Source organism: Polymorphobacter megasporae (assembly GCF_018982885.2).
Taxonomy (GTDB): domain Bacteria; phylum Pseudomonadota; class Alphaproteobacteria; order Sphingomonadales; family Sphingomonadaceae; genus Polymorphobacter_B; species Polymorphobacter_B megasporae.
Window position 1 is genome coordinate 2,446,586 of sequence record NZ_CP081848.1, and the last position, 13,947, is coordinate 2,460,532.

A 13,947-nucleotide genomic window follows, 5' to 3' on the forward strand; every position below is an offset into this window, starting at 1 on the left:
CAATACAGCGCAGCGACTGCGAAATTGACTATTGGTGGTGCATCGCTTGGCTCGGCGCCAATTCGCTGGTGCGTTGCTTCAAGCAATAAGCCAATAAACCACGTGGCGACCTGGTGAAATGATCAAGTCTATTGATCCATCTTTCACACTCACGGGTGAACCGTCGAGGTTGCATGACGGCGTTTGCCCAGAATCTACGCGGACGATCTCGATTTCGTAGATGGCGTCGTCGAGGCGGACCGTGAGAGTCAGGTTCGCCCAGTCGGTTGGCAAGCATGGCTTCAGTCGGACCATGTTTCCACGTCGGCGTAACCCGAGGATGCCCTCTACGCCGGCACGGAACATCCAACCCGCGGCGCCTGTGTACCACGTCCAGCCGCCGCGCCCGACGTGCGGTGCCACCGAGTAAATGTCGGCGGCGACGACGTACGGCTCGACCCGGTAGCGTTCGGCCTGCCCAACGGTCAGCGCGTGATTGATCGGGTTGAGCAGATTAAACAGGTCAACCGCGCCTCGCCCGTCGCCGAGCCTGGCCGTCGCCAGGATCGTCCACATTGCGGCGTGACTATATTGGCCGCCGTTCTCGCGCAGACCGGGTGGGTAGCTGCGGATATAGCCGGGGTCGTGCGCCGTATGTTCGAATGGCGGTGTGAATAGCTTGACCAGCCGCGCTTCGCGATCGACGAGATGCCGACCAACCGAGGCCATCGCCTGCTGTGAACGTGTCGGTTCACCGGCCTCGCTGATCACCGACCAGGTCTGTGCGATCGAATCGATCGTGCATTCGTCGCTATCGGCGGACCCAAGCCAGGTGCCGTCGTCGTAGGTGGCGCGGCGATACCATTCGCCGTCCCACGCGACGCTCTCGATCGCCGCGCGCACCGTTTCGGCATGTTCCCGCCAGCGCGCCGCGCGCTCGGGTTCGCGTGCATCGGCAAAGGGCGCGAAGCGACGGATCGCGTGGATCAAGTGCCAGCCGAGCCAGACGCTCATGCCGCGGCCGCCTTCGCCGACACGGTTCATCCCGTCATTCCAGTCGCCGCCGCCCATCAGCGGCAAGCCTAGGTCGCCGGTCAAGGCGCAGGATTGATCGAGAGCCAGCGCGCAATGCGTGTAGAGCGAGGCGCGGTCGAGGCTGGTCTCAGGCAGGTAGAACGCGTCGTGCTCGCCGGGATTTAGTTCACGGCCCATAAGGAAAGGGATTTGGGTGTCGAGCACCGCACTGTCGCCGGTCGTCTCGACATAGTCTGCAACGGAAATCGCCAACCAGCCGCGGTCGTCGGAGATCGTGGTCCGGACGCCGCGGCCGCTTTCGGGAAGCCACCAATGCTGTACGTCGCCTTCGCGAAATTGCCGCCCGGCGGCGCGGAGCAGGTGGGGCCGCACGAGTTCGGGCCGCGCCAGCAGCAGCGCGCCGCCATCCTGAAGCTGATCGCGGAAACCATAGGCCCCGCTCGCCTGGTAGAAACCGGCACGCCCCCAGACGCGGCAACCGAGCACCTGATAGAGCAGCCAGCCGTTGAGCATTATGTCCATCGCCCGGTCTGGGCTGTGCACCTCGATCGTCCCGAGCGTTGTCCGCCACTGCTCGGTCGTTCGCTCGAGCTCGACATCGAGATCGGTATCGCGCCATGCCGTCACCAACTCCCGGGCCGCGTCGCGATCGGCGGCTTGGCCGATCGTCCAGACGACCTCGCATGAGCCGCCGGGCGGTAGTGTGACCTCGGTCGTCAAAACGGCGCAGGGATCGAGCCCGGCCCCGCATGCGGGCGTCAACGGCCGGTCGTGCGACAGCGCATCCGGCGCGGCAAGACTGCCGCCGCGGCCGATGAAGGCGGCGCGATCGCACGTCCAGCGGGTCTGGCACCCACCGAGATCGGCGAAGGCGATGCGCGACCCGGTGTCGGGATCGAACGGGTTGCGGGCGAACAGCGCTCCGGTGGCTGCATCGAACTCGGTGACGATGTGCGCTGCCGTCTTTGAGCGGGCGCCGCCGAGGACCCATTCAGCATAGCCGGTTACCGACAGTGCCCGCGGTTCGCCCGATCGATTGTGCAGCGTCAGTCGGGCGAGGCGCAGCGGCGCGTCGACCGGAACATGGATCAACAGGTCGCTTTCGATACCGTGGCCGTTTGCATGGAAACGCGAGTAGCCGAAGCCGTGGCGGGTGATGCGCGTGCCGCCGGGTCCGGCAGGGGCGAAGGTCGGCGACCAGACGTGACCGCTGTCGAGGTCGCGCAGGTAGAGCATGTCGCCGGGCGGATCAGCGACGGTGTCGTTCGACCATGGGGTCAGCTGGTTTTCCCGGGCATTTCCCGACCAGATGGCGCCAAGCCCGTCCGCTGAAACCTGGCAGCCGAAGTCCGGGTTGGCGAGCACGTTGATCCACGGCGCGGGGGTCGTCGTCCGGTCGGCCAGGATCGTCGCATATTCGCGTCCGTCGGCATGAAAACCGCCGAAACCGTTCCAGAACTCTACGGTGTCGGCGCGCGGTAGCGCCTCGTCGTGCGGCCGACCGGGCCGCGGTGCGCGCGGCGTGGGCAGCGAGCCCTCGAGCCGTGCGGTAACCGGGGCGAGTTCGGTGCGCTGGAGTTGCCGGCGCAGCGACCCGCGCGAGGCAACGAACTCGGCTCGCGCGAGGGCGCGCAATGTCGCGACCTGCGCCTCGAGCATGAGATCGGTGCGCAGCGTATAGATTTCGCCGCCGCCGATGACTGGGGCCGAGCGCGACCGGACCGCACGAACGGCGTCGTCGATCGCCGTCTGTAGATCTTGAATGTATGACGCCTTGCGTTCGTTGAGGATGACGAGATCGAAGGAGAGGGCACGCGCGCGGAGAAATTCGAAGGCGAGCAGCATGTCTGCGACGAAACCGATGTCGCGCGGGTCGTCGATGCGGACGACGACGATCGGTCGGTCGCCGGAGATGCCGTGGACCCACAGCGCCGATTGCGGACCGGCAGCGGCGGCGACGAGCGCGGGCGGCGGAGCGTGGACCGTGCCGGCGTTGACGATATGTGCGGCGAGGCGCTGGAAATCGGCGGCGGCTCCCGGGTCGAGCTTGAGAAAGCGCCGTTCGATCTGCGCCTGCGTCCAGGCGCCGACCTGGGCCCGGTCGAAGGCGCTCGCACCGCGCTGGCGGTCGACCACGTCGAGCAGCGCCTCGCGCGACGCCGCGGCAATCGTCCAGAACGCGACAGCGACCGTTTCACCGGGCGGGACAACGATTGGGCACCGCAGCGCCAGGACGGGGTCGAGGACCGTGCCGGCGTGGCCGGCAAGCGGCCGGGTCAGGCCGACCGGATCGACCGAGGATTGGCCGCGGCCGACGAAAGCCGCCCGATCGGTTTCCCACGTCACTGGTCCGGCCGCGTTACCGCCGACGACGGCAAGGTGTGCGACCCATATCGCCGGATCGCCGGCTCCGCGCGGCCGGCGGTGGGCGATCAAGACTGGGCCGTCGAGCTGCTCGGTCTCGATGAACATGCGGGCGAAGGCGGGATGCGCCAGATCGGTCGCCTGCTCGCCCAGTGTCAGCTCGATCAGCGACGTCAGGTCGATATGCCGGGTTTGGGTGCCACGATTGACGACCGACACCCGGCGGACCTCGGCGTCATCCTCGGGCGAGATCAGAACTTCTGTTGTCGTGGCAAGCGACCCGTCCCGACGGCGGAACTCGGCTCGGCCCTCGCCGAATGTAGCGGTGTAGCCGGTTGGAGAGCCGCCGCGGGGGGCGAGCGTCGCCGACCAGATCTCGCCGCTGAGTCGATCGGTGAGATAAAGCCACGAGCCGTGGCTGGCGACGACTGGATCCTCGCGCCAGCGGGTGATGGAAAGGCCCTGCCAGCGGCTGTAACCTGCGCCGCCACTGGTGAGCATCACCGAATAACGGCCATTGGTCATCAGATGTACCGCCGGCGCCGCCGCCGTTGCCGCGCCGTAGGTCCGTATCGCGCCGGCCTCTGCGGGATGGTCGGTTGCCGCGATCCGCGCTTCCTCGGGGCGTGCATTAAAGGTGCCGACGCCGCGTGGAGGGCGCTCGGACAGCAATAACGCGGTCGCTTGTATCATCGGCTCGGCATGGAACGCGTCGCGCAGCCTACCGCCGTCGAGCACGTTGACGATCGCCAGCAGCGCCATTCCCTGATGATGCGCCATGTAGTTGCGGACTATGGCGAAACGTTCGCCAGTCGGAACGCGTTCGGGGGTGAAGTCGATCGCTTCGTAGAACCCGAGCTCACCGCGACCGCCGAGCGTCTCGATCGTTGCGAGATTGTCGAGTGCCGCCGCCGCATCGACCATCGTCGCGAGGCCGGTGGCGTACGGCGCAATCACGAGATTCTCTGACAGTCCGCGCTTTAGCCCAAGCCCCGGCACGCCGAAGTTCGAATATTGATAGGTCATCTCGCGATCGCGCGCGTTGTAGGCGGATTCGGATATGCCCCACGGCGTGCCGGCATTGCGGGCGTAGTCGCGCTGGCGCTCGACCACGAGGCGGTTCGACGTTTCGAGCAAGCTGCCGTCGGGTGCGCGAAGCAGAAGCGACGGCATCAGGTATTCGAACATCGATCCCGACCAGGAAATCAGGACCGAGGCGGCCCCCACCGGAGTGGCGCTGCGACCGAGCCGGAACCAGTGCCGCGCGGGAATGTCGCCCTTTGCAATAGCGAACAAGCTCGCCAATCGCGCTTCCGAAGCGAGCAAGTCGTAGCAGCTTTCGTCGCGGCGGTTGTCAGCGACCGAGTAACCGATCGACAACAGCAAGCGGTCCGGGTCGACGAGAAAGGCGAAATCCATCGCGAGCGCCATCGCCCGGGCTTCGCCGGCGAGGCGGTCGGCGCGCGGATCTTTCCAGCCCGCAAGCAGGTTGGCGAGCGCAATCAGGTGGCCGGCGAAGTTGCCGCTGTCGACCGCCGAAATATACGCCGGCTCGAGCACCCGCAGGTCGCGAGTGTCGTACCAGTTGTAGAAATGGCCGCGAAAACGCGCCATCTGTCCGAGGGTTGAGAAGGTCGCGTCGAGCCGGTCGAGCGCTGCGCCAGTCTCGCACCAGCCGCGGTCATGCGCGGTTGCCACGACGAGCAGATAGAGTCCGATATTGGTCGGCGAGGTGCGCCCGGCGACAACGCGCACCGGCGTCTCCTGGACGTTGTCGGGCGGCAGATGATGGTGCTCGGCCGTGACCAGCGTGGTGAAGAAGCGCCACGTTTGCCGGGCGATGTCTTCGAGCCGCTCGCGCTGCGCTGCGTCGAGGTGCGGCTCGGTCGCCACCGGGCGGGGCTGGCTCAGCGCCCAGGTGATCGCAGGGGCTGCAAGCCATGCCAACACCAGCGCCGCTGTCAGCGGCCAGATCGCCGGTTGGACATAGATCGCAGCGGCAGAGGAGACGATTGTCAGCAACAGCGAGCGACGCATGAAAACGTACATCTGCGCAATGGTCGGGTCGGGGGAGGCACTCGCGCTGGCCGCCGTGGTCCATTCCAGCAATAGGCGACGGGTGATGAACAACCTGATTAGCGTGCGGATTATCGCATCAAGCATGCGTACTGCTTGTTCGGCGACGGTCACAACTTGCAGCAGGAAGTGCGCAAGCGCAGTGCCGATGTCGCTGGCCACTGTGTCGATGTGCGCCCGCAGCGGCACGTCACGGCGCCTTGGGGCGATGAGCAGCGAAGGAAGCGGCAGGAGAGGGGGGAGCGCCATCAGCAGCAGGATGCTCAAGCTCCAGCGGATCGCCGCTGAGGTTGGCATGAACCAGCTACCGATCAGCGCGACAACGATTGCCGGAGCGACCAGCGACCGCCGTAAATTGTCGAGCATCTTGGCCCGGCCATTACTCGGCAGGCTATCGGCCGCCGGACGTCCCCGCGCGAAGATCCATGGCAGCAGCTGCCAGTCGCCGCGCACCCAACGGTGCTGGCGGCGGACCGCCGCATCGTAGCGGACCGGGAAATCCTCGACGACTTCGACGTCTGAAATCAGCCCGGCGCGGGAATAAATGCCTTCGAACAGGTCGTGGCTGAGCATTGCGTTCGGCGGCACCCGGCCGGCGAGCGAGGCCATGAATGTATCGATCTCGTAGATGCCCTTGCCTGTGAAGGACCCCTCGCCAAGGAGATCCTGATAGAGGTCCGACGCAGCCGCAGCGTATGGATCGATACCCGCGGGACCGCCGGCGAGCGCCTCGAAGCGGGATTGGCCACGGTGGGTGGGAAGCGCCACCGTCACGCGCGGCTGCATGATGCCGTAGCCCGCGATCACCCGTCGCAGGGTCATGTCGAAACGGGGACGATTGAGCGGGTGCGCCATCTTGCCGATCATGCGGCGCGCCGTGCCGAGCGGCAGTTGGGTATCGGAGTCGAGCGTGATCACATAGCGGATGTCGAGCGGCACCATCGGTGACGCGCCATCGGGACCGTAATAGGATGTGTCGGTCGCACCGCGCAGCAGGCGATTGAGCTCGTGTAGCTTACCGCGCTTCCGCTCCCAGCCCATCCAGCATCCTTCCGCCGGATTGAACTGCCGGCGGCGATGCAGAAACATGAACTTAGGATCGCCGGTGGCGACCGGGTAGCGGGCATTGAGCACCGCGATCGCGTCATAAGCGGCGGCGAGTGAGTCGTCTTCACCGGCCTGCATCGCGGTGGCAGCGTCGGCAAAGTCCGACAGCACGGCGTACGATACCGCGTCCTCGCGTGTCGTCAGATGGTGGATCTCCAGCCCGGCGATCGCGGCGGTGACCTGGGTCGACGAGGTGGAGAGCATCGGCACGACGATCAGCGTCCGCAACGCCGCGGGCACGCCCTGCTCAAGCTCGAGCGACGGAATGATGCGTGGCGGCAGCAGCCCGGCCATGTACCGGTTAATGACGGCGGTCGCCGTCTCGAGCGACAGAATCATAAGCGCCGACGCCAACGGTACCGTCAGCCACCACGGTGAGGAATTCGCGGCACCCGCCAACGGCACCGAGGCGAGTATGCCTGCCAGCACGATGATCAGGGCGATGTACAGGTTGATGCCACCGGCCCGCACCTGTCGCGCGAGCCGGGTGTTGACCGGCGGGACGAAGGCGATGTCGTCCTCGAGTTTCGGTCGTCCCGGACCAATCAGATAAAAGCCGGGATCCTTGTCGGCAGCATTATCGCCGGCCTGCGCCGCGGCGAGCGCCAGCGCCCGGGTAGCTACCGCGTCTTCGGAATAGGCCGAGCCGCGCGACAATTCCTCGAGCGCGTTGCGGTAGAGATTGCGCGACGGGAAATCCATCGCCGCGAAAGTGCTTCCCTCACGCAAGACCCGGTCGGCAAGGCTGAGCTCCTCGACCAGGTCGCCCCAGTCGGTCTCGGCAATGGCACGCATCGCCATGATCACATTGCGGATCGACGAGGTCGACGCGATCAATTCGTGCTGGGCGATGGTATCGATCTCGGCGAGACTGAAGCCGTCGGCAACAGTCCGCGCGGTCAGCCAACGCCGCGCCAGTTCGCTGCGCTCGTCGATGTCGCGCAGGCGCAGCGCGAGCTGGCTGACGAACGCCGGAGATTGCGCGCCGTCGATCGTGACGAGGCTGCCCAGCGCGATCGCGTCGCTCGGCGCGGCGAACAGCGTGTCGGCGAAGGCATCGGCACGCACGCGGTCCTGCTCACCGGCGATGGCCTGCTCGGCAAGCCGGCGAAGATTTTCGACGAGCACCAGCTGGAGTGAAATCGCCAGGGCCCATAGCTCGCCAATCGTGAGCCCATCGACCCTTTGATAGGCCTGCACGAAATGTTTGAGCCGCGCTTCTTCGAATAGGCTGTCGCTGTGCGCGATATAGGCCCAGGCGATGCCGAAGACGCGCGGCAGCCCCTCCAGCGGACCGCCGGCCAATTTCGGCAGCTGCCGATAATAGTCGGGCGGAAGATCGTCGCGGATCTTGCGGATCTGCTTCTCGACCGTGTGATAATTGTCGATCAGCCACTCGGCCGCGGGCGCAATCGGCCGGTCCAGCTTGAGCGCGTCGACCGTTTCGCCATAAATCCGCTGTAGAACGGTAGCGTTGTTTTCGAGTCGGGCGAGCAGCTGCCGCGGGCGTGGCCATCCGGGCTCGGTCTGCTGGGCCCGAGCCAATGACCGAGCGTGATCCTCGAGGCGTTCGAGCCCGAACAACTCGGCGCGGATCGGAATCGGCTCCTCCCACGCGGGGACGGGAGCCTTTGAGCGAGCACGATGGGATGCCGTTGCAGTCGGCCGTGAAAGTCGGGAAAAAATGTTCACGAGCAATAGCTAGCCTGCCGAGGCGGGGCACGCCTAGTCTGCTCTGTAGCCGACTGATAAAATATCGGGATTGCCGCAGCGTGACGGCGCATCCAGCGCGGTGAGTTGGCGAAAGCACGTGTCGCCTAAGAGCCCATGCCGCCTTTGGACTAATCAGACACCATAGTATTAGCGCTCCAGCGAATTGCAGACCGTTCTGGTGAATGCTCAAAAAGCTAGCAGTTCGCACTCGGTACAATCCACCCCGAAATCTGACCGTGTACAGCAGCAAGGTTCCTGGTCGGGCGGTTGGAGCGCATTGTTGATAACCACCCGAGGCAAATCACGATTTAGCGATGAATTGGGGATTTGGTTCATTTAGCGCCGGTGGGCGCTGTCTCAGATCGCTAGCCCGAGCCCCGTTCCCATCAATCTTTTTTATCTGCGTCCTGATTTGCCCACAACGTACGACAATCCGCGCTTGCGTGAAGCGCCTACGGCGGCCAGCATGGAGATCGCCGCCTGATCGACGAATGGCGTTTATCAGGAGCGATGTGGCCATGCGCAACTCGAGTGAGGAGGGGCAGTGACCAAGGACGGTGTCGCGACTGTCGGCACCTTTCCGTTTCGGCTGTCCCGCCGGCAGATCGCCGCGATCTGCGCCGGTAACGCGCTCGAGTTCTACGACTTCGTCGTTTACGCGATCTTCGCTGCACAGATCGGCCGCGCCTTTTTCCCTTCCGACCGTCCTGGCATCAGCCTGCTTGCATCGTTGGCCACGTTCGGTGTCGGTTTCGCCACCCGTCCGCTCGGCGCGTTTGTCATTGGCCGCATGGCAGATCGGGTGGGGCGCAAGCCTGCCATGCTGCTGTCGTTCTCGCTCATCGGCGTCTCCGTTGGTGGTCTTGCGCTGACACCGGGATACGCGACGATCGGAATCGCGGCGCCCGTGCTTGCTGTCACGTTTCGTCTTCTCCAGGGCTTCGCGCTCGGCGGCGAGGTTGGTCCGAGCACAGCGTTGCTGCTCGAGAGCGCTCCAATCCACCGCCGTGGCCTCTTTGTCTCGCTGCAGGCGATGAGTTCCGACGGTGCGGTCATGGTTGCCGGCTTCGTCGGTGTCATCCTGTCGACCACACTCGATCCGGCGGCGCTCGATGCATGGGGATGGCGGCTGGCACTATTGATTGGGCTTACCATCCTGCCGTTCGCACTCGCCGCGAGGCGTACTCTGGTCGAGACGCTGGTGATGGAGGAAGCGCTGGCGCCCTCGGTCGCAATGGCCGGCACGCGCCGCGTCGTCGTTCTCGGCCTCCTGATGCTCGCCGGCGCTACGGTCGCAAACTACGTGCTCGTCTATCTCGGCACATGGGCCTCCTCGACGCTCGGTATCGTCCAGCGCTCAGCGTTCGCGTCTGTCATGCTGGTCGGGCTGGGTGGCGTGCTGTGCGATCCCCTGAGCGGGTGGCTGTCCGACCGGTTCGGCCGGCGGCCGGTGATGATCATCCCCGCGGCGACCTTGGCGCTGATCGTGCTACCCGCCTTTTGGTGGGTGGCGCATCATCCGTCGCCACACTCGCTTTATGCGGCGAGCACAGTGCTTGCATGCGTGCTCGACCTCTCGACGGGCACGATTCTCGTCGCGGTGGCGGAGGCATTGCCGCGTGCGCGCCGCGCCGGCGGCTTTGCGTTGATATACGCCGTCGCGATCTCCGCGTTCGGCGGGTCTACCCAGTTCGCCGTCGCCGGCCTCATCCGGCTGACCGGCGATCCCCTCACGCCTGCATATTACATGCTTGTGGCATTGATAATCTCCCTGACCGCAATGTGGCACTTTCCAGAGACGAGGCTGAACGTCTCGGTTCGACGCTCTGCCCGGCGGCGGTGACCGAGCTCGGCTGGGTTAGAACGGGTCCGTCTTGCGACTTCTCACACGGCCTGCGTTAAGTAGGTGGTGAGGCACGGCGCACGCTCCCAAACTTTGGATGCGGGCGCGATATCTGCGAGGGGGAACCCAAACGGATTCAACAGGTCACTCTCGCGATATGACACTTGGTTTCTTTGAAGTTTCGAAGATCGCATGGGCTCTGCTTGCTCCGGAAACGTTGCTGTTCCTTCCGTTCGCCGTCGCCTTATGGTCGTTGATGGCTGGGCACCGTCGCGTCCCGGCTTACTCGCTCGCGATAGGGTTTGGCCTCGTGCTGGCAGTCGGCATTTTCCCGATCGGCGACCTGTTACTCGTGCCCTTGGAAAGCAGATATCAAGCCAATCCAAAGCTGGGGGACGTCGACGCAATCATGATACTTGGAGGTGGAAGCAATCCGGCGGTGGCCGCGCGGTGGGGTACATCCGGTATCAGTGAGGCAGGCGATCGATACCTGACGGGAGCGGCCTTAAGTCGCCGCTTTCCGAAGTCGGCAATCTATTTTACCGGCGGGTCCGGGGAACTGGTTGGCGCGAAGATTAGCGAGGCGGCAGTCGCTACTCAGATACTGGAAGCGGCGGGGGTCGATCGAGCGCGTGTGCATCTGGAGGGTAGATCGCGATCGACGGCGGAAAATGCCAAGTTCTTGCGTAAGATCACTGGTCTTCGATCGGCTCGACACATCGTTCTCGTAACAAGTGCCTTTCACATGCCTCGTGCCATGCTCACTTTTTGTGCCGCTGGCTGGCATGACTTACGACCTTACCCAGCGGACTTCCGATCAACGAGCTTCGGTGACGGAATCGGGTGGAGTTTCGCGCGTCATTTACAAACGCTGGACACAGCCGTGAAGGAATGGGTTGGTCTTTTGGCTTATCAAGTTACAGGGCGCGCCTCCCAATATTGCTAAACCCGAGCACAGGAGCCACTGTCATTCGGTATTGCTCTTGTCAAGTGGAGGTTTGCAGTGATGAAATTGCCCCGAGAATTTTGTTCATGGATGTAACTGCTTAGCTCAAAAGTCTATTATTCGCAGTGCAAGCAAGCTGATCTCGGACAGGCAGAGCGGCAATCGGCTTTCTTGGCCTCGATTGCAGCTTGCCCGATACGGCTCGAAACTCCGTCATCATCGGTCGCGTAATTTCTTCAGGCAGCAGGTCACCAAAACAGGTCAATGAAGCGCAAAATTGCGAGCTTCCATTCGTCGAATGTTTTGTTACTGTTGTCTGGTCGCAGCCTTTTCTTGGTGCGCCATACTAGAGGACATCTTTGAGATAATGAACCTGCGTGGGCGCCGGCTCGACTGCGCATGAGCTCTCGCTCCGGGCCGCGGGAGCGAATATCTCATAGATGTCAGCAAGCAGTGATGGAGTTGGTGCTCCGCCAAATGGCGCAAAGTCAACTCGGCAAGCGCATCGAATAATGCCGTCCGTTGCCGCACCGCTACCCTGCGGCATCAGATATGAGATAAACTTCAATCTTTGCGGCGTGCATAAACGACGTTGCCCTCAGCGTCGCGGAGCTTGTCACACCGTCGTCATTCGAGAATAGATTTCTGAGAGTCCGCTCAGTCGGGCCTTTCCGGAAGACGGGCTCTGCGTTGGTGACAACCGAGGTCAGCACCTCGGTTTCGTGCCGTGTCATCAATGCGCGCATCTCGCCGAGCTTTACGGCGTGAGGCTGTCCGGCAACGTCCGGATCGGTGGTCTCGAGTGAACACATCAACTGGGTCATGCCGATGCTTCCACACAACTTCATCAGACCCAACCTTCTAGATCACCGCGCGTCAAGAAAGCCGAATTTGCGCTCTAAGCCGCTGCGAATCCGTGCCCGAGGGCAGAGATGGTGACCCCTACGGGAATCGAACCCGTGCTTCAGCCGTGAAAGGGCCGCGTCCTAACCGCTAGACGAAGGGGCCGTTAGCGGGGGTATCGCCTAGTCAACCCATGCCAGATCGTCAAGGTGGAGTTCGGCCGCGGGGGTGCGGCCCCAGTCGTCGCGCTGGACGCGGCCGGAGACGAAGCACCAGCGTCCGGCGGCGCTCGCGAGGGCCAGACCGAGTGGGGTGTCGCCCGAGCGGAACGCCATCGCCTTGATCCGCGCGCCGTCGCCGCCGGTCAGGATGGCGCGGACGTGGTTGTCGCCGACGATGTCGACCTTGGCGACGCGCCATGGGCCGCTGGCGACACGCGGCGCGGGCCAGCCCTGGCCGTACGGTCCGCCAACATCGAGGACTTCGGTCAGTTCGATGCACACCCCACGCGGGCTGAGCGCGGCGTCGACGAACAGCGCCCTGCCTCCGCTCGACCGGCCAACGTCGCCGCCAAGTCGTTCGTCGAGGAACACCGCGAGCTCGTCGATCCGCGCCGCGTCGATCGTCAGCCCCGCCGCCATCGCGTGGCCGCCGCCGGCGATCAGCAACCCCATGTCCTTCGCCGCAAGGATCGCGCCGCCGAGGTCGACCCCGGGCACCGACCGCCCCGATCCCTTGCCGATCATGCCGCCGTCGGGACCGGCCTCGAGCGCGATGACGATCACCGGGCGCTTCAGCTTGTCCTTGAGGCGGCTGGCGACGATGCCGATGACCCCGGGGTGCCAGCCACCGCTCGCGATCACCGCGACCGCGGCGTTGCCGGTGCGGTCGGTCAGCAGCGCCGCCTCGTCGGTCACCGCCGCTTCGATCGCGCGGCGTTCGACATTAAGGCGGTCGAGTTCGGCGGCGAGGGTGGCGGCTTCGTCGGGATCGAGCGTCGTCAGCAGCCGGACGCCGAGGTCGGACTTGCCGACCCGCCCCCCGGCATTGATCCGCGGCCCGAGCGCAAAGCCGAGATCGCGGGCGAGCGGCGCGCGCTCGATTCCAGCGACCGCAGACAAAGCCGCGAGACCGAGATTGCGGCGCGCTCCCATGACCTTCAGCCCCTGCGCGACGAAAGCGCGGTTGAGTCCCGTCAGCGGGACGACGTCGGCGACAGTACCGAGCGCGACGAGATCGAGCAGGTCGAGCAGGTTGGGTGCGGTGCGGTCGATGAACCAACCGTCGGCGCGCAACGTCCGCACCACCGCGACCGCGACGATGAACGCCATGCCGACCGCCGCGAGATGGCCGAACGCCGCGCCCTCGGTCTCGTCGAGGCGGTTCGGGTTGACCACGGCGACGGCGGGGGGCAGCGCGGTCGACGCCTGATGGTGGTCGACGACGATCACCTCGACCCCGGCGGCTTTGGCGGCAGCGAGCGCGTCAAACCCTTGCGTCCCACAATCGACGGTGACGATCAGCGTCGCGCCAGTTCCTGCCAGCGCGACCATCGCGGCGGGCGAGGGGCCATAGCCTTCGAGCAGCCGGTCGGGGATGTATGCGCTGGCGATCCCGCCGCAGTCACGGATCAACCGGATCAGCAGCGCTGCGCTCGTCGCACCGTCGACGTCGTAATCGCCGAAGACCACGACCGGTTCGGCGGCTCGGATTGCGGCGGCGATGCGCGCGGCGGCGGCGTCCATGTCGCGGAAGATCGACGGGTCGGGCAGCCAGTCGCGCAGTTTCGCCGAGCGGAGCCGGTCGAGGTCGACCGCCGCCGCGCCGCGTGCGCGAAACAATTGCTCGACGAGGTCGTCGATCCCGCCTGCCGCACCGCTGCCCGGCGCAATTCCGCCACGCCACTGCCACGGCTGGCCGAGGACCGAGGCGGTGACGTTGAAGACATGCGACATGGGCGGGTCTTAGGCCGCCGTGCGGTTTCACTCAACCGTGCTGCCGCGGCCGCGCACCGTAAGCGCTGAAATTGTTAACCAAAATA

5 protein-coding genes and 1 tRNA gene are annotated in these 13,947 nt (G+C 64.9%); 2 read left to right on the top strand and 4 right to left on the bottom strand.

The features are described 5' to 3' along the window. Window positions 1-78: 78 nt before the first annotated feature. Window positions 79-8,253: a glycoside hydrolase family 94 protein gene (locus tag KTC28_RS11505; protein ID WP_216710913.1), complete on the bottom strand. Its 8,175-nt coding sequence runs from the start codon at window positions 8,251-8,253 to the stop codon at window positions 79-81. A gap of 565 nt (window positions 8,254-8,818) precedes the next feature. On the opposite strand from KTC28_RS11505, the gene KTC28_RS11510 reads away from it, so the two are divergent. Together KTC28_RS11510 and KTC28_RS11515 are read left to right on the top strand one after the other, a co-directional pair. Next, window positions 8,819-10,117, top strand: coding sequence for an MFS transporter (locus KTC28_RS11510; protein WP_216710914.1), 1,299 nt, complete (start codon window positions 8,819-8,821; stop codon window positions 10,115-10,117). Window positions 10,118-10,274: 157 nt separating this feature from the next. Next, a complete protein-coding gene (locus KTC28_RS11515; RefSeq protein WP_216710915.1) occupies window positions 10,275-11,063 on the top strand; it encodes a YdcF family protein in 789 nt (262 codons plus the stop codon). A 533-nt stretch (window positions 11,064-11,596) separates the two neighbouring features. Here the strand turns inward: KTC28_RS11515 and KTC28_RS11520 are convergent. From KTC28_RS11520 to recJ, 3 genes are all read right to left on the bottom strand, one after another. Further along, window positions 11,597-11,887, bottom strand: a complete 291-nt coding sequence (locus KTC28_RS11520) for a hypothetical protein (protein ID WP_216710916.1) — start codon at window positions 11,885-11,887, stop codon at window positions 11,597-11,599. A gap of 109 nt (window positions 11,888-11,996) precedes the next feature. Continuing rightward, window positions 11,997-12,071 (bottom strand) — tRNA-Glu (locus KTC28_RS11525). A gap of 17 nt (window positions 12,072-12,088) precedes the next feature. After that, window positions 12,089-13,861 (bottom strand): single-stranded-DNA-specific exonuclease RecJ, encoded by a 1,773-nt coding sequence (recJ, locus tag KTC28_RS11530; RefSeq protein ID WP_216710917.1) that lies wholly within the window; start codon window positions 13,859-13,861, stop codon window positions 12,089-12,091. Window positions 13,862-13,947 lie beyond the last annotated feature (86 nt).